17 protein-coding genes are annotated in these 16,514 nt (G+C 63.5%); 7 read left to right on the top strand and 10 right to left on the bottom strand.

Translation table 11 applies throughout. The features are described 5' to 3' along the window. Positions 1-203: 203 nt before the first annotated feature. Both trpA and BLR85_RS07190 read right to left on the bottom strand, forming a co-directional pair. Positions 204-995, bottom strand: a complete 792-nt coding sequence (gene trpA / locus BLR85_RS07195) for a tryptophan synthase subunit alpha (RefSeq protein ID WP_093152549.1) — start codon at positions 993-995, stop codon at positions 204-206. A 146-nt stretch (positions 996-1,141) separates the two neighbouring features. Then, a complete protein-coding gene (locus tag BLR85_RS07190; protein WP_093152545.1) occupies positions 1,142-1,522 on the bottom strand; it encodes a c-type cytochrome in 381 nt (126 codons plus the stop codon). Between the two features lie 324 nt (positions 1,523-1,846). On the opposite strand from BLR85_RS07190, the gene rbsD reads away from it, so the two are divergent. From rbsD to rbsK, 3 genes are all read left to right on the top strand, one after another. Next, positions 1,847-2,266, top strand: coding sequence for a D-ribose pyranase (gene rbsD / locus BLR85_RS07185; protein WP_093152540.1), 420 nt, complete (start codon positions 1,847-1,849; stop codon positions 2,264-2,266). Between the two features lie 63 nt (positions 2,267-2,329). Further along, positions 2,330-3,322, top strand: a complete 993-nt coding sequence (locus BLR85_RS07180) for a substrate-binding domain-containing protein (RefSeq protein WP_093152536.1) — start codon at positions 2,330-2,332, stop codon at positions 3,320-3,322. Positions 3,323-3,334: 12 nt separating this feature from the next. Continuing rightward, complete coding sequence (gene rbsK, locus BLR85_RS07175; RefSeq protein ID WP_093152532.1) at positions 3,335-4,255, top strand: ribokinase; 921 nt, start codon at positions 3,335-3,337, stop codon at positions 4,253-4,255. 90 nt (positions 4,256-4,345) lie between these two features. On the opposite strand, the gene trpB is transcribed toward rbsK, so the two are convergent. The 3 genes from trpB to BLR85_RS07160 all read right to left on the bottom strand — a co-directional run bounded on the left by trpB (position 4,346) and on the right by BLR85_RS07160 (position 8,535). Further along, complete coding sequence (trpB, locus tag BLR85_RS07170; protein ID WP_093152528.1) at positions 4,346-5,551, bottom strand: tryptophan synthase subunit beta; 1,206 nt, start codon at positions 5,549-5,551, stop codon at positions 4,346-4,348. A 111-nt stretch (positions 5,552-5,662) separates the two neighbouring features. Further along, positions 5,663-6,049 carry a hypothetical protein gene (locus tag BLR85_RS07165; protein ID WP_093152524.1) on the bottom strand — a complete coding sequence of 129 codons (387 nt, stop codon included), beginning with the start codon at positions 6,047-6,049 and terminating at the stop codon, positions 5,663-5,665. After that, positions 6,046-8,535: a GcvT family protein gene (locus tag BLR85_RS07160; protein WP_093152521.1), complete on the bottom strand. Its 2,490-nt coding sequence runs from the start codon at positions 8,533-8,535 to the stop codon at positions 6,046-6,048. The genes BLR85_RS07165 and BLR85_RS07160 overlap by 4 nt, the downstream gene beginning before the upstream one ends. A 248-nt stretch (positions 8,536-8,783) precedes the next feature. On the opposite strand from BLR85_RS07160, the gene panC reads away from it, so the two are divergent. Together panC and panB are read left to right on the top strand one after the other, a co-directional pair. Next, positions 8,784-9,629: a pantoate--beta-alanine ligase gene (panC, locus tag BLR85_RS07155; RefSeq protein WP_093152517.1), complete on the top strand. Its 846-nt coding sequence runs from the start codon at positions 8,784-8,786 to the stop codon at positions 9,627-9,629. Then, positions 9,626-10,435 (top strand): 3-methyl-2-oxobutanoate hydroxymethyltransferase, encoded by an 810-nt coding sequence (gene panB, locus BLR85_RS07150; RefSeq protein ID WP_093152514.1) that lies wholly within the window; start codon positions 9,626-9,628, stop codon positions 10,433-10,435. The genes panC and panB overlap by 4 nt, the downstream gene beginning before the upstream one ends. Positions 10,436-10,442: 7 nt before the next feature. Here the strand turns inward: panB and BLR85_RS07145 are convergent, their stop codons facing one another. Together BLR85_RS07145 and BLR85_RS07140 are read right to left on the bottom strand one after the other, a co-directional pair. Continuing rightward, entirely contained in the window at positions 10,443-11,318 is an 876-nt protein-coding gene (locus tag BLR85_RS07145; protein WP_139188324.1) for a hypothetical protein, read from the bottom strand. A gap of 19 nt (positions 11,319-11,337) precedes the next feature. Beyond that, positions 11,338-12,324, bottom strand: a complete 987-nt coding sequence (locus BLR85_RS07140) for a 2-hydroxyacid dehydrogenase (protein WP_093152507.1) — start codon at positions 12,322-12,324, stop codon at positions 11,338-11,340. 179 nt (positions 12,325-12,503) lie between these two features. Between BLR85_RS07140 and BLR85_RS07135 the strand changes: the two genes are divergently transcribed. Then, entirely contained in the window at positions 12,504-12,965 is a 462-nt protein-coding gene (locus tag BLR85_RS07135; protein ID WP_244520640.1) for an SH3 domain-containing protein, read from the top strand. Positions 12,966-12,969: 4 nt separating this feature from the next. Here the strand turns inward: BLR85_RS07135 and soxR are convergent, their stop codons facing one another. Then, a complete protein-coding gene (soxR, locus tag BLR85_RS07130; protein ID WP_093152497.1) occupies positions 12,970-13,428 on the bottom strand; it encodes a redox-sensitive transcriptional activator SoxR in 459 nt (152 codons plus the stop codon). A 90-nt stretch (positions 13,429-13,518) separates the two neighbouring features. Between soxR and BLR85_RS07125 the strand changes: the two genes are divergently transcribed. Further along, positions 13,519-13,905, top strand: coding sequence for a VOC family protein (locus tag BLR85_RS07125; protein WP_093152493.1), 387 nt, complete (start codon positions 13,519-13,521; stop codon positions 13,903-13,905). Positions 13,906-13,944: 39 nt separating this feature from the next. On the opposite strand, the gene BLR85_RS07120 is transcribed toward BLR85_RS07125, so the two are convergent. After that, positions 13,945-15,972, bottom strand: a complete 2,028-nt coding sequence (locus BLR85_RS07120) for a M3 family metallopeptidase (protein ID WP_093152488.1) — start codon at positions 15,970-15,972, stop codon at positions 13,945-13,947. Between the two features lie 62 nt (positions 15,973-16,034). Next, entirely contained in the window at positions 16,035-16,466 is a 432-nt protein-coding gene (locus tag BLR85_RS07115; protein WP_093152481.1) for a DUF4399 domain-containing protein, read from the bottom strand. Positions 16,467-16,514: the final 48 nt, after the last annotated feature.

The raw sequence follows: 16,514 nt of genomic DNA, 5'->3' as shown, positions 1-16,514 counted from the left end.
CCTTGCGGGCGCTGCCCCCGCGCCAAAGGCGCTCCCCTGGGATATTTCCAGTCAGAAGAAGCCAAAAACGACATCAGCCTTCTTCTGACGACAAATATCCTGGGGGTTTGGGGGTGAAACCCCCAATTGCTTCAGACCCCACAACGCGCAGCAGTCCGCGTAGCGGTGAGCCTTCTCGACGTTTCGGAAAACCGCTTTTTCGTTCAGCCGTGATGCGCGCCGTCCGCGAGGCTCTTCACGAATTCCAGTATCTCGGGAACCGGCCGCGCCTCCCCGATCAGCTTGACGATCGCGGAGCCGACCACGGTGCCATCGGCCACGCCGGCAATCGCCTCGGCCCTTTGGGGCGTATTGACGCCGAAGCCGACGATCACCGGCAAATCCGTGGAGGATTTGATCCGCGCCACTTCCGGCGCCACATCGCTGGCCTGCGCCTCTGCCGCGCCGGTAATGCCGGTGATGGAGACGTAATAGACAAAGCCGGATGTATTGGTCAGAACCTTCGGCAAACGCTTGTCGTCCGTTGTCGGCGTGGCAAGTCGGATAAAGTTCAGGCCGGCCTTTTGCGCCGGGATACAAAGCTCTTCATCTTCTTCGGGGGGAAGATCCACCACGATCAACCCGTCGATCCCGGCGGCCTTGGCATCTTCGAGGAAACGATCGACACCGCGATTGTAGATCGGGTTGTAGTAGCCCATCGCCACGATCGGCGTGCTGTTGTCGCCCTTGCGGAACTCGGTAGCAAGTTGCAGCGTCTTTTCAAGCGTCATGCCGCCTGCAAGCGCACGCTGGCCGGCGAGCTGGATCGTCGGGCCATCCGCCATCGGATCGGTGAAGGGAATGCCGAGTTCAATGATGTCCACGCCCGCCCCAGGCAGGCCCTTCACGACCTCCAGCGAGGTCTCGTAATCGGGATCGCCTGCCATAACATAGGCCACGAAGGCCTTTTTTCCTTCGGCCTTGAGCCGCGCGAAAGTATCGTCGATCCGGGTCATGTCGGTCCTCGCAAATGGTCCGGACTCACTTGCAGAATGCGGAGAGGAAAATCAAGGCGGTTACAGCCGGCCGAAACAAAAGCTCATAATGCCAAGCAAAAGGGCCGCCCGTCAGGACGGCCCCGAAACCTTCGATCCCGGTCGGATCAGAAACCCGAGAGATAGGCGATCACGTTGGCGATGTCTTCTTCCTTCTTCAGGCCGGCAAAGGACATCTTGCCTTTCGGGATCACGTCTTTCGGCTTGGTCAGGTAGGCAGCGAGGGTTTCCTCGTCCCAAGTCAGGCCACCTTCGGCCAGCTCCAGCAGGTTCGAGGAATACTTGAAGTCTTCCTTCTGGCCTGCCGCCGCACCGACGACACCGTTCAGCACCGGACCGACCTTGTTCTTGGCGTCTTCTCCAACTGCGTGGCAGGCCTTGCACTTCTTGAACACTTTTTCACCGGCAGCGGCATCGCCTTCGGCGAGCACCGGCGAAGCAGCGGCAACGCCCATTGCCATCACGAGATAGGTAAGAGTTCTCTTCATTTCATTCCCTTTCCGTTTATTCTCAGGCGCCCCCTTCGTTGCGCCGACGCACTCATGCAAACAGTGCAGATCTGGCCGCGAAATGCAAACCGGCCCCACCCCGTCTTTTCGACAAGCTAGCCCAATCTAACGTGCGAGGTCCATAATAGCGCTTCCATCCGTCGACAAGGCGTAGGTGACGAAAATTTCAAGCGATCCTTGCCCGATAGCGCTGCACGCAACCTGCAAAACACGAGGTACGAAGAAATTTCAAAGAAAAGCTTTGCGCAAACGTTTTCCCAAATTATGCTATCCCACGACTCACAGCCACATGATGGAGGGATCATGAGAAAGGCTGACCTTCTCAATGCACCTATCGCCCGTGTCGTTTCGCTCATGGGACACACTGACAGCCTGTGTATCGGCGATGCCGGCCTGCCGGTCCCCGACGGCGTGGAACGCATCGACCTTGCCGTTTCCACCGGTCTGCCGGGGTTTCTCGATGTCCTGCCAGCCGTACTTGGCGAGCTTTTCGTCGAACGCGCCGCGATCGCGCAGGAACTGTCGGATGGGCAACCCGCCTTTCACGCCAAGCTGCTCAGGCAGCTCCGCAACCTGGAGCAGGCGCAGGGGAACTCGATCACAGTCACTACTGTGCCACATGAAGAGTTCAAACGTCTGACCCGGTCCTCGAAAGCGGTCATTCGGACGGGCGAATTCACGCCCTACGCGAATATCCTGCTGTACTCCGGTGTCCCCTTCTGAGTGAGCCGGGAAAGGACAAGCGATGACAGAATGCCGCTCCTCGCCAACGGAACGTGAGGTACCATGGTGAGTATCAAGGACGTAGCAAAGGCCGCCGGCGTTTCGGTCTCCACTGTCTCTCATGTCGTCAACAAGACCCGTTTCGTTGCCCCCGACACACGGGCCGCGGTAGAAAAGGCCGTCTTGGAGCTTGGCTATCAACCAAGCTTCCTGGCGCGTGCGCTCAAGAGCAAGCGCACGCGAACGTTGGGCATGCTCGTAACATCTTCGACCAACCCCTTCTTCGCCGAGATTATCAGCGGAGTGGAAGAGGGCTGCTTTCGAGCCGGGTATTCCCTGATCCTGTGCAATTCCGGTGACCAGCCCGGGCGACAGCTGACCTATCTTCAGACCTTGATGCAGAAACGCATCGACGCTCTCGTCGTCATGACCGTCAACCGCGACGAGGATTTCCAGACAGAGCTTGACCGCCTGACCTCCCTGCCCCGCGCCATGCTGGATTCCGAGCCGATGCCGAATGTCTGCGCCATCGGCGACGACTCCATCAAGGGGGGCGAACTGGCCGGCGAGGCTCTGGTTGCGCATGGTCACACCCGGATTGGCTGCCTGACCGGCCCGATCAACCACGCCCGTTCCACGGACCGCCTGCTGGGTTTCACTCAGGCGCTCGACGCGGCGGGGCTATCGCTCGACCCGGAGCTAGTCATCACCGGCGACCTTTCCGCCCAAGGCGGCTACGAGGCCATGGCGCAGATGCTGGATAGCACGTCTCCGCCCACGGCGGTCTTTGCCTTCAACGACCTGATGGCCATGGGCGCCTACCGGGCCATCACCGAGCGGGGGCTTCGCATCCCCGAAGACATCTCTGTGATCGGCTATGACGACGTGGAGATCGCCTCCTATCTCTACCCGACCCTTACGACCATTCGCCAGCCGGGCTTCGGTCTCGGGCTGGAGGCCGCCGAACTCCTGATCGGCCACCTTGAACGAGGCGACGAGCTTCCCGCCCTGATCCGCAAGCCGCCGGAGCTTATCAACCGCGACTCCCTGCTCTAGAAAGCCACCGCCATGCCTATCGCCGTTTTCGGTAGCATCAATATCGACCTGACCACCTATGCCGACCGCCTGCCCCGCCCCGGCGAAACGCTGCACGGCGAACGCTATGCGCTCGGGCTCGGCGGCAAGGGCTGCAACCAGGCGGTCGCCGCGCGCCGCCTCGGGGCCGTAACAACCCTGATCGGCCGGATCGGCGAGGACGAGTTCGGTGCCCGCGCCCGCGCCGAGCTTGCAGCGATGGGCGTGCCGACACGGGACATTTTCCAGGATCCCGACAGCGACACCGGCATTGCCGTGATCGGCGTCGATTCCACGGCCCAGAACTGCATCACCGTCATTGGCGGCGCCAACATGGCCATTGACGGCAGCGACGTCGCCCGCGCCGCCGAACGCCTGGCCGCCGCCGATATCCTGCTGCTGCAGATGGAGATCCCGCTGGAGCCCGCGCTCATGGCTGCGGATCTCGTGCGGCAATCGGGTGGCCGCGTGATCCTCGATCCCGCCCCTGCCCCCGCCAACGGTTACGCCCCGGGCGTCCTTGCCCGCATCGACGTGATCACGCCGAACGAGACGGAGACGGAGCTTCTGACCGGGCTGAAACCCACCAATGCCAAGGAAGCCGCGCAAGCCGCAGCCAAACTGCGTGAACAGGGCGTCGCCGCCGCCGTGGTCAAGCTCGGCGCGTCCGGCGTCTATTTCCAGGATGCCGAAAGCGAAGGCTTCGTCGAGCCGTTCAAGGTCGACAGCATTGATTCCGTCGCCGCCGGAGATTGCTTCAACGGCGGGCTGGCGACGGCCCTCTCCGAGGGCAGACCGCTCGCAGAGGCCGTCCATTTCGCCGCGGCCTGCGGCGCCCTGTCGACCACGAAGCGGGGCGCCTCTGCTTCTGCTCCGACACGCGAGGAAGTCGAAGACCTTCTCGCCCGGTCCTGACCGTCGCTACTCTTCTTCTGACGGGAAATATCCTCGGGGGGCGCGGGGGGCAGACAGCCCCCCGCTCCGCACGGTGATCGCTGCAACCGATTACTCGTCGCCGAAACCGAACGTCTCGGTGACGTAATCGATATCCTTGTCGCCGCGCCCCGAAAGGTTCAGCAGAATCGACTTGCCGGGGTTCTTGCCGGCCTCGCGCAGGGCGAAGGCAACCGCATGGGCACTTTCGAGCGCCGGGATGATGCCCTCGAGACGCGAAAGCTTGTAGAAGGCATCAAGTGCCTCCTTGTCATTGGCGGCAACATAGCTCACCCGGCCCGTCTTGTGCAGATGCGCGTGTTCCGGCCCGACTCCCGGGTAATCCAGCCCGGACGCGATCGTGTGGACCGGCGCCGGCTCGCCCTCCTCATCGGTCAACACGAGCGTCCGGAAACCATGAATATCGCCGTCATGCCCGAAGGTGATTGTCGCCGCGTGTTCGCCCAGCTTGGAAGACGTGCCTAGCGGCTCGACGCCGTAGAGGTCTACCCCGTCTTCGTCGATGAACCCGGCAAAAAGCCCCATGGCGTTGGAGCCACCGCCGACACAGGCCGCGACCATGTCCGGCAACTGGCCACCGGTCATCTCGGCGAATTGCTCGCGCGCCTCGATGCCGACGATGGACTGGAAATCGCGCACCATCTTGGGAAACGGGTGCGGGCCAACGACCGAGCCGATGGCGAAGAGCGCCGTGTCGGCTTGGGCAACATAGCTCTGGAAGGCACTGTCCACGGCCTCCTTGAGCGAGCGGCCGCCGAAACCGACCGGCACGACCGTGGCGCCCAGCAATTTCATGCGGGTGACATTGGGCGCTTCTTTCTCGATATCGATCTCGCCCATATGGATCTCGCAGTCGAGCCCGAAATAGGCCGCCGCGGTGGCCAGCGCCACGCCATGCTGGCCAGCCCCGGTCTCGGCCATGATCTTGGTCTTGCCCATATGCTTGGCCAACAGCGCCTCAGCCATGCAGTGGTTGAGCTTATGCGCGCCGGTATGGTTGAGATCCTCGCGCTTGGCATAGATCTGCGCCCCGCCGCAAAGCTCGGAAAGGTTCTTGAGGTAGGAGACCGGCGTCGGTCGGCCCTGGAAATGCTTCCGGATCAGGCGCAGCTCGGTCAGGAATTCGGAGGATTTCGACAGCTGGTCATAGGCCTCCCGGATTTCCTTGAAATGCGGCTCCAACGGCGGCGGCAACATCGCCCCGCCATAGTCGCCGAACCATCCATCACGTGTCGGATTGGATGTCAGATACCCCATTTTTCTCTCCCTCGTAGCTTTTCGGCGCACCATCCCGTGAGCCGAGGTGGAGGGACAAGCCAAAAATAACGGCAACGATGACATGTCGCAGGTCGGTCCGGCAACAGAATGTCAGCCGCCAGAGAGCGCCAGCCACAGGCTGCACGAAGCGATGACAACAGTGAGTGGCGCGCCGTGGAGCCGTTCGAGGCGGCTGCTTGTCGCCATGTTGCCCACGAAACTCAGTCCGAACAGCCCGACAAAGCCCCAAAGCAGCCAGGGTAGCCAAGTGGGCGGCAGCAATGGAGAAAGCAAACCGCCCGCCTGGGCAAGCGCGATCGCGCCCAGTACCGCCAGCAGCGCCACGGCGAAACTCGCGATACGGAGGCTGGTGGGCAGGACGCGCTGCGCGCCCCCCCAGGCCAAGTGACCAAGCGGCGCGCCCCCCGCGAGCAGGAGCTGGAACAGGGCGAGCCATGCCAGGGCCGCCCCACCGATAGCCCCGGCAAGTTCCGTCACCCGTTCTTCCTGATGGTTTCGTTTTTCGGATCGTAGGGGCTGTCTTCGGTGATCTCGGCGTCCCAGAGTTGGTTGAGCATCTTCACCTTGAGCGTCTTGCCGGGAACCGCGAGATCCGGGCGGACATAGCCCATGCCGATACTCTTTCCGAAGGCGACCGAGTAACCGCCCGACGTCAGGCGTCCGATCTTGGTGTCACCGTCATAGAGCGCCTCGCGCCCCCACGGATCGGCATCTTCCGGCCCGTCGATCAGCAGGGTGACGCATTTGCTGCGGATCCCCTTGTCCAGCATGGCCTGCTTGCCGTGATAGTCCTTCTCCAGATCCACGAAGCGGTCGAGCGCGGCTTCGAGCGGTGTCGCATCGCGGCCAAGCTCGGTGCCGAAGGCGCGGTAGGATTTCTCCTGCCGCAGCCAGTTCTGCGCCCTGGCGCCGACCGGCTTCAGGCCATGCTTCTCTCCTGCTTCCATGAGCCTGTCCCAGAGATGGTTCTGCATCTCGATCGGGTGATGAAGTTCCCAGCCCAGCTCGCCGGTATAGGCGACGCGGATCGCCATGCAGGGCACCATGCCAAGCTCGATCTTGCGCATCGAAAGCCACGGGAAGCGCTTGTTGGAGAGCACCGTCTCCGGCTCCGCATCTCGCACCAGTTCGTTCAGGACATCGCGCGACTTCGGTCCGGCAATGGCAAAGCATCCCCATTGGGTGGTCACGTCCTGCAGCTCGATCCGGCCGAACTCTGCTTCCTTGTCCTCGATCGCCTTTTTCAGGAAGTCCTGGTCATAAGCCGTCCATGCACCGGCGGAGACGAGGTAATATTCGTCCTCGGCCAGCCGGACGATGGTGTATTCCGTCCGGGTCGTGCCGGCGGCGGTCAGCGCATAGGTCAGGTTGATGCGGCCCACCTTCGGCAACTTGTTGCAGGTGAACCAGTCGAGGAAGGCGGTCGCGCCCGCCCCCTTGACGATATGCTTGGTGAAGGCGGTTGCATCGATCAGGCCGACGCCTTCGCGGATCGCCTTGGCCTCCTCGACGGCATATTGCCACCAGCCGCCCCGGCGGAAGCTGCGGGACGCGTGATCGTCAAAACCCTGAGGTGCATAGTAATTCGGTCGATCCCAGCCGTTGACATGCCCGAACTGCGCACCCGCGGCCTTCTGCCGGTCATAGGCGGGCGAGGTGCGCAGCGGGCGGGCTGCTTCGCGCTCCTCGTCCGGGTGGTGTAGGATGAAGACGTGGGAGTAACATTCCTCGTTCTTCTGCACCGCGTATTCGGTGGTCATCCAGTTGCCGTAGCGCTTGGGGTCGAGGCTCGCCATGTCGATCTCGGCCTCGCCCTCGACCATCATCTGTGCGAGGTAGTAGCCGGTACCGCCCGCAGCGGTGATGCCGAAGGAGAAGCCCTCCGCCAGCCACATGTTGCGCAGCCCCGGCGCCGGGCCGACCAGCGGGTTGCCATCGGGCGTGTAGCAGATCGGGCCGTTGAAATCGTCCTTGAGACCGACCGTTTCCGAAGTCGGAATCCGGTGGATCATGGACATGTATTCTTCCTCGATCCGCTCAAGATCGAGCTGGAACAGGTCGGCACGGAAACTGTCGGGCACGGCGTATTTGAACCGTGCCGGCGCGCCTTGCTCGTAAGGCCCAAGGATCCAGCCACCACGTTCCTCGCGGACATACCATTTGGCGTCGGCATCGCGCAGCACCGGGTGCTCGGCCCCGCCCGCCGCGCGATAGGCCAGCAACGCCGGGTCCGGCTCGGTGACGATGAACTGGTGCTCGACCGGGATGGCCGGCATCTTGATGCCCAGAAGCTGCGCGGTGCGTTGCGAATGGTTGCCCGTGGCGGTGACGACATGTTCGGCGGTGATGACGACCTGCTCCTCGGTGGCGATCAGGTTGCCGCCCTTCTCCGCCATCTTGGTGCAGGTGACCTTCCACTCCGAGCCCGTCCACTCATAACCATCGACCTGCCATTTGCGCTCAATGGCAACGCCCAGCTGCCGTGCCCCCTTGGCCATGGCCATGGTCACGTCGGCGGGGTTGATATAGCCGTCCGTGGGGTGGAACAGCGCGCCGACCAAGTCCTCGGTGCGCACCAGCGGCCAGCGCTCCTTGATCTGCGCCGGGCTGAGCCATTGATAGGGCACCCCTACCGTCTCGGCGGTGGTGGCATAGAGCATGTATTCGTCCATGCGCGCCTGTGTCTGGGCCATACGCAGGTTGCCGACGACCGAGAAGCCGGGGTTGAGGCCCGTCTCGGCTTCCAGCGTCTTGTACCATTTCACCGAGTAGTCGTGGATATGGGAGGTGGCGAAGGACATGTTGAAGAGCGGAAGAAGACCGGCGGCATGCCAGGTCGAGCCACAGGTCAGCTCGTCGCGCTCCAGTAGCATTGTGTCCCATCCCGCCTTTCCAAGATGGTAGGCGATTGAAGTGCCGACACATCCGCCACCGACGACGAGAGCTTTCACATGGGTTTTCATGGCGGGAATCCTCGATGCTGGACGCTTTTGTGCGCAGTAAAGCCGAACCGGTCCGATCAACGCAATTCCGACCCGACCCTTGAAGGGCAGAAAGCGACGTACAGGGGCGGAAGGAAAGGGCTGCCGGCCTTGCCTTTTGGGCGTCATTTCCCAAAGCGCTTCTACACTTTCGCGCCTCACGCCCAAGCTCGCGCAACACCCAAAAGAATGTTTGCACGATCCACGCAATATCGTTACGGAGCGCCCCCATGGAAATCTGCAGGACTTCGGCTGAGCTTCGCAGCCATATCGCATGGCTGAGGCGACAGGGTCTCAGCATCGGCCTCGTGCCCACGATGGGCTATCTCCACGCCGGTCACATGGCGCTGGTGGAGCGCGCCGCGCGGGACGCGGACCGCGTGGTGGTGTCCATTTTCGTGAACCCGACACAGTTCGGCGACCCGGCCGACCTGGAGAAATATCCGCGCGACACGGAACGCGACCTGGCAATGCTGCGCGAGGCCGGGGTGGAAGCAGTGTTCCTGCCGTCGGTCGAGGTCGTCTACCCGGAAGGCTCCGAGACCATCGTCGAGACGATGCGGCTGGCCAATGTGCTGCATGGCGAGGTTCGCGAGGGGCATTTTCGCGGGGTGGCGACGGTTGTGGCGAAGCTTTTCAACCTCGTGCAGCCCGATCTCGCCTGTTTCGGCGAGAAGGATTACCAGCAGCTTCAAGTGATCCGGCAGATGGTCCGGGACCTGCATTTCCCGCTGGAAATCATCGCCTGCCCGACCGTGAGAGAACCCGACGGGCTGGCCATGTCCTCGCGCAACGTGCGGCTCTCGCCCGAGGATCGCGCGGCGGCGCTGGTATTGCACCGCTCGCTGGACAGGGCGGAGGCGCTTTGCGCGGCGGGCGCGACGGTCGAGGAGATCACGGCCGAGGTAACCACCATGATCCAGTCCGAACCGCGCTCCCATCTGCGCGCCGTGGACGTGACCGAGGCGGTGAGCTTGCGGCACGTCTCCGGCAAACCGTCCGGCCCGCTGGCGCTGATGATCTCGGCCGAGTTCGGCGGCGTGTTGTTGATCGACCAGATAGAGGTGACACCATGAGCGTCCAGAAACCCGTCCGCCGCATGACCGCGCCCCGGATTGCCGCGCGCAAGGGGGGCGAACCGATCGTCTCGCTGACCTCCTATCACGCGCATACCGCCGCCATCGTGGATAAGTATGCCGATTTCATCCTCGTGGGCGACAGTCTCGGCATGGTGATGCACGGGATGGAGAGCACGGTCGGCGTGACGGTCGAGATGATGATCACCCACTGCAAGGCGGTCGTGCGCGGAACACAGCGGGCGCTTGTGGTCGTGGACATGCCCTTCGGCAGCTACGAGGAGAGCCCTTCGGTGGCATTTCGCAACGCGGCGCGGATCATGCAGGACACCGGCTGCGGAGCGGTGAAGCTTGAAGGCGGGGCGCGGATGGCGGAGACGATCCACTTCCTGACCGAACGCGGCATCCCGGTGATGGCGCATATCGGGCTGACGCCGCAATCGACCAATGTCATGGGCGGCTTCAAGACCCAGGGGCGGGACGAGGAGAGCTGGCCGCTTCACGAAGCGGATGCGCAGGCGGGCGCCGAGGCGGGTGCGTTCGCGCTGGTGCTCGAAGGCATGGTCGAGCCGCTGGCCGCCCGGATTACCCGGCAAGTGGCGATCCCGACCATCGGCATCGGTGCCAGCGCCGAATGCGACGGACAGATCCTCGTGCTCGAGGACATGCTGGGGCTGAACCCCAGGCCGCCGAAATTCGTCAAGGTCTATGGCGATCTTGGCGGGCGGATTGAAAAGGCCGTTTCGGATTATGCCGAAGAGGTCCGCAGCCGCGCCTTTCCGACGGAAGATCAGACCTATCGCTAGGCCGGGCTCACGCGCGCCACGATTGCCTGAGCAGGGCGACCCCAACCGCAAGGAACGCCAATGGCAGGACCAGCGTGCGAAGCAGGAAGATCGAAACGAGCGTCAGCGACGCTCCGAGTAGGTCGTCGGCATTGGACATGAAATACCCAGCTGCTTCGAGGTAGCCATCTGTCTGTGCCACCGCACCGGAAAGCCCTTCGCCCGCCGCGCTGAGCGACTCCTGCAACCACCCGATCCAGCCACCGGCGGGATCGTCTACCTCCTCTGTCTCGGGAAGCGCAGCGGCCTCTTCGGCGCCCACGAGCGACTGTGCATAGGACGCGACTTCCTGTAGTTTCGCGTTCGCTTCCTGCCATTTCGCATCGGTCACGACCTCCCCCAGAAGGTTGCCAAGCGCAAGCGAAAGCGGCAGTGCCAACGCCAGCATCGTGCCGGTGAATGTGCAGGCCGATCCCGCCCGGCAGACGGGTCCGGCCGCGCGGCCTGCATGCCGCTCGAGTGGACCTCTGAGCCATTGCACACCCAGTCCAGCGGCAAGCACCAGGAATCCGATGCTCGCAACCGGGCCGATCCCGATCGACATTGTCGCCGAGACCAGAGAGACACCGAAAACCAGCGCCGCCACCCGCTCGACGGTGTCGTCAATGGGCTCCAGGAACTTGAGCGGCTGCGCATTGGCCGACAGCCCCACGCTCCCCCCGACCTCGATTTCCTGCGCAAAGGACAGGGCGGCATTGATCGACCGCAACGCAACATAGACGCCCAGGCTCGCCGTCGCCGCCTCCCGAGCGGCCCGTTCGGCCGGCGCATTGACCGGCCCGGTGGGGTTCAGCGCCAGGACAACGCAAAGCGCGGCGAGCATGGGCAGTACGAGGTTGCGCAACGCGGATCTCATCGGCTTATCACAGCATCGACGGAACAATCAGGTCCGGCGGGCGGTGCCCGTCGTCGAAGGTCTTGATGTTGACGATCACCTTCTCGCCCATCTCGATCCGGCCCTCGACCGTCGCCGAGCCCATCTGCGGCAGCAGCACCACGTTGTCGAGATGGCGCAGGCGCGGGTTGATCTCCGCCCCGTGCTCGTAGACATCAAGCCCCGCCCCCGCGATCTCGCCGGCGCGCAGCATCCGGGTCAGAGCGTTCTCGTCCACCACTTCGCCACGCGAGGTGTTCACCAGCACCGCCGAGGGTTTCATCAGCTTCAGCCGCCGCGCGTTCATCAGGTGATAGGTGGAGGGCGTGTGCGGGCAGTTTATCGACATCACATCCATCCGGCTGACCATCTGGTCGAGGCTCTCCCACCATGTCGCGCCAAGCTCCTGCTCGACTTCCGGACGCAGCCGGCGGCGGTTGTGGTAATGCACCCCCATGCCGAATGCCCGCGCCCGGCGTGCCACGGCCTGGCCGATCCGGCCCATGCCCAAAATGCCCAGCCGGCGCCCGCCCACGCGCCCACCAAGGTAAGCGGTCGGCGCCCAGCCGCTCCATTTGCCGTTCTGCATCACCGCGAGCCCCTCGGGGATGCGCCGCGTCACCGCGAGAATCAGCGCCATCGCCATGTCGGCGGTATCGTCGGTCGTGACACCCGGCGTATTGGTCACGAGGATGCCGCGCTGCCGCGCGGTTGCCACGTCGATATTGTCCACGCCCGCGCCGTAATTGGCGATCAGCTTCACCCGCTCCCCCGCATGCGCCAGCATCGCCGCGTCGATGTGTTCGGTGATTGTCGAAACAAGCACATCCGCCCTGCACATGGCCGCGATCAACTCGTCATTGCTCATCGGCCGGTCGTCCTCGCGCAGTTCGGTATCGAACAATTCGCACAGGCGCTTTTCGACAACCTCCGGCAACCGTCGCGTAACGACAACACTCAGCCGCTCTCTTGGCATGTAACCCCTCCTGGCATCTTCCTAGATATCTCCCTCGCTGGCACACTGCCCTTCAAAGGAATGCTGCACAAGCAGCATCGAGCAATAAGCGACAAAATAGCATGACGGTACAGGCAATAACGTTTCGTCTTGTCCCCAGAATCATTGCAATCGCAGCGCTGGCAATTGGCAGCGCGATCATGGCGCCTGCCCAGGCGGCGGATCAGCCGGCGACTCGCGGGCCGGTGACCAACCTACCCCTGCCGCGTTTCGTGTCTCTGAAGACATCCGAGGGCAATGCCCGCCGCGGCCCCTCGCTCAGCCAGCGGATCGACTGGGTGTATACGCGGCGGGGTCTGCCGCTGGAGGTAACGGCCGAATTCGGCCATTGGCGACGGGTGCGGGATCGCGACGGCGCTGGCGGCTGGGTGCATTACTCGCTTCTGTCCGGCGTGCGCACCGTGCTCATCGAACAGGACATGGTCGAGATGCACGCCCAGCCCTCGGAAGACGCGGAGACCCTGGCACAGGCGGAAATCGGCGTCGTGGCCCGGCTGGGCGAATGCACCGCGACATGGTGCCGGATCACCGCGGGCGGAGAGCGCGGATGGGTCCGCAAGTCGGCCCTCTGGGGCGTGAAGGCCGACGAAACGCGGGAGTGACCCGTCAGATCTCGTCGGAACTGTCGCCCATCAAGTAACGCGGTCCGCTGCCGCGCTTAGCCGCCTTGTCCTCCGGGTTGTAGAGCGCGCATTTTTCCAGCGAGAGACAGCCACAGCCGATACAGCCATCGAGACGGTCCCGCATCGCCATGAGCCCCGCGATCTGGGCATCCAGCTCGCCCCGCAACCCTCCGGCGATGAGGGACCAGTCCGCCTGATTCGGCGTTCGGTTCTCTGGCAGGGAGGCCAGTTCCGCGCGGATACGGTCGAGCGAATATCCGAATTGCTGGGCGATCCGGATGAAGGATAGCCTCCGGATGACACTGCGAGGAAAGCGCCGGTGCCCGCCCGCATTGCGTTCCGAGGAGATCAGCCCCTGCGCCTGGTAATAGCGGATGGCGGACACGGCCAGCCCGGTGCGGGCGGCAAGCTGGCCGATGGAAATTTCGCGCCCGAGCGGCATTGGGACACCTCGCAAAATATATTGATCTAAAGTGAGGTTTAGAAATTATACCGCCGCCTGTCCACGAAAACGCGTCACAGGAGACAGGAAATGACACAGGCCTTTCTGGAACATGTCAACATCACCGTGAAGGATCCGAAAGCCACGGCGGAGGAACTTTGCGCGCTGTTCGACTGGAAGATCCGCTGGGAAGGGAACGCCATCAGCGGCGGGTACTCGGTGCATGTCGGTAACGGGACGAGCTACATGGCCGTCTATGCCCCGCCAAAGCAAACCCACGCGAAGACCGGGTCGAGCTACAGCACGCTGGGCGGGCTGAACCATGTCGGTATCGTCGTGCCGGATTTCGAGGCGACAGAGGCGCGCGTCGCAGCGGCGGGGTACACGCCGCACAATCACGCCGACTATGAGCCTGGTCGGCGTTTCTATTTCGACACGCGCGACGGGATCGAGATCGAGGTTGTCAGCTACGACTAATGGAAAGCCGGCGGGAATACCGCCGGCTTCCGATCGGGATCATTCCGCCGCGATCAACCCACGCCCCTTGAGCAGCGCTTCGACACCGGGCAAGCGGCCACGGAAGGCCGTGTAAAGCTCGTCCGGCTCCCGCAGACCGCCGACGGCGAGGATGTTCTTCTCCAGGGCCTCGGCGGTTTTCGGATCGAACGGGTCGCCCGCCTCCTCGAAGGCCTCGAAGGCATCGGCATCCATCACTTCAGACCACATGTAGCTGTAATAGGCCGAGGCATAGCCGCCCCCCGAGAAGACATGGGCGAAATGCGGCGTCGCGTGGCGCATGCGGATGGCCGACGGCATGCCGATCCCCTCCAGGATCTCGGCCTGTTTCTGCATCGGGTCCGCCGGGGGCGGGCCGTCGTGGAATTCGAGGTCGACCAGAGCGGAAGCGATGAATTCGACGGTCTGGAAGCCCATGTCATAGGTCGCCGCCGCGAGGACACGGGCGAGCATCTCCTGCGGCATCGGCTCGCCGGTCTCGGCATGGGTGGCAAAGCGCTGGAGCACGTCGGGCACTTCCAGCCAATGCTCGTAGAGCTGGCTGGGAAGCTCCACGAAATCGCGCGGTACGGAGGTTCCGGAGAGCGTCTGATAGGTCACGTCGCTCAGCATCTGGTGGAGTGCATGGCCGAACTCGTGGAAGAGCGTACGCGCATCGTCATAGGAGAGCAGCGCGGGGGCGCCCTCGGCGGGCTTGGCGAAATTGCAGATATTGAGCACATGCGGGCGGATGTCGCCCGCGAGCTTCTCCTGGCTGCGCATCGCCGAGCACCAGGCACCGGAGCGCTTGCCTGAACGAGCGAAGTAATCGGCGATGAAGACGGCCATGTGCTGCCCGTCCCGCGTCACTTCCCAGGCGCGGGCATCGGGGTGGTGCAGGTCGATTTCCAGCGGGGTGAATTCGAGGTTGAACAGACGGGTCGCGCAGTCGAAAGCGGCCTCGATCATGCGGTCGAGCTGAAGGTAGGGCTTCAGTTCGGCCTCGTCGAGATCGTGCTTCTTTCGGCTCCAGATCCCCGAATAATAGCGCCAGTCCCACGCCTCGATCGGCATGTCCGCGCCCTCGATCACCAGTTCGCGCTCCAGGTAGAACGCATCGGCCTTCGCCCGCTCAAGCGCCGGCTCCCAGACCTGCATCAGCAGATCGCGCACCGCTTGCGGCGTCTTGGCCATTTCCGGCTCCAGACGGTAGGCGGCGAAATTCTCGTAGCCCAGAAGCTGCGCCCGCTCGTGACGCAGCGCCAGCATCTCGGCCACCAGTTCGCGGTTGTCTGTCTGGCCCCCGTTCGCCCCGCGCGAGGTCCAGGCCTCATAGGCGCGTTTGCGCAGGTCCCGACGGTGCGAGAATTGCAGGAAGGGCACGATCACCGAGCGCGACAGCGTGACAGCCGGCCCATCGGCGCCCTTCTCGGCCCCCGCAGCGCGGGCAGCGTCGACGACGAAGCCGGGAAGGCCTTCGAGATCCGCCTCGGCCAGCGGCATGAACCAATCGCGCTCATCGGCCAGAAGGTTCTGCGCGAAGGAGGTGCCGAGCCTGGCAAGCCGCGTGTTGATCTCGCGCAGCCGCGCCCGTCCGTCCTCGTCCAGCGCCGCGCCGGAGCGGCGGAAGCCGCGATGGCTCAGTTCAAGCAGGCGGGCCTGCTCGGCGGTCAGATCCAGCGTGTCGCGCTGCTGCCAGAGGCTGTCCACCCGATCGAAGAGCGGCACATTCATCATCACGTCGCTGGAATACTCCGCCAGAAGCGGCGAGAAGCTACGCTGCAATTCCTCGCGCTTGGGATTGGACTCGACAGAGGCCAACAGGAAGAACACCGACAGTACGTCGGAAAGCTCCTTGCCCGCCAGTTCCAGCGCCTCGATTGTGTTCTCAAAATTCGGCGCTTCGGGACACCGGGCGATGGCGTCGATCTCGGCCCGTGCCGCGGCAAGTGCTTCCGCGAAAGCAGGCTCGAAATCCTCGTCGGAAATCGCGGCAAAGGGCGGAAGTTCGAAAGGTTGCGTACGCTCGGCAAGAAGCGGGTTTGTCATGGGCGGGGCTCCGGAAAATGGCTTGGACAGAAACTAGGGTGCCCCGCCCGAACTTGCCAGCCCTACTCCACCGTGATCGTGATCACGTCCGAGACAATGGGCGGGTCATGCGGCACATGGGAGTGATCGCCCAGCACCAACTGCAACGTGTGCTCGCCCGGGGCCAGATCGAGCGAGACCTCGGTCTGGCCCTTGCCGAAATGCATGTGATGCTCGTCGGAGGGCAAGCCATAGATCAGTTCATCCGTACCGCCTTCGCCCTCACCCAAGGGGGGCCGGTCGATCAGGAGGTGATGATGCCCGGTGCCCGCCTCCTCGGTGCCGGCCGGGGCGACGTTCATTCCCTCGATCCCGAAGGTGATCTCAACCGGGGCGGAAACCGTCGCACCGCTTTCGATATTGGAAAAGAACACCCGCGCCCCTTCCGGCGCAGGCGTGGTATCGGCAAATGCAGGGGCGGCCGCCAGAAGGGCGGCGAAGAAAATGGTCCTCATGATGCAATGACTCCTCTGTTCACGCATTCACGAGCATAGGGAGCATTC

Origin of the sequence: Aliiruegeria lutimaris (genome assembly GCF_900099935.1) — a bacterium.
Lineage (GTDB): Bacteria > Pseudomonadota > Alphaproteobacteria > Rhodobacterales > Rhodobacteraceae > Tropicimonas > Tropicimonas lutimaris.
Note: the sequence above shows the minus strand (reverse complement) of the source record. Positions and strands in the feature narration are given on the sequence as shown.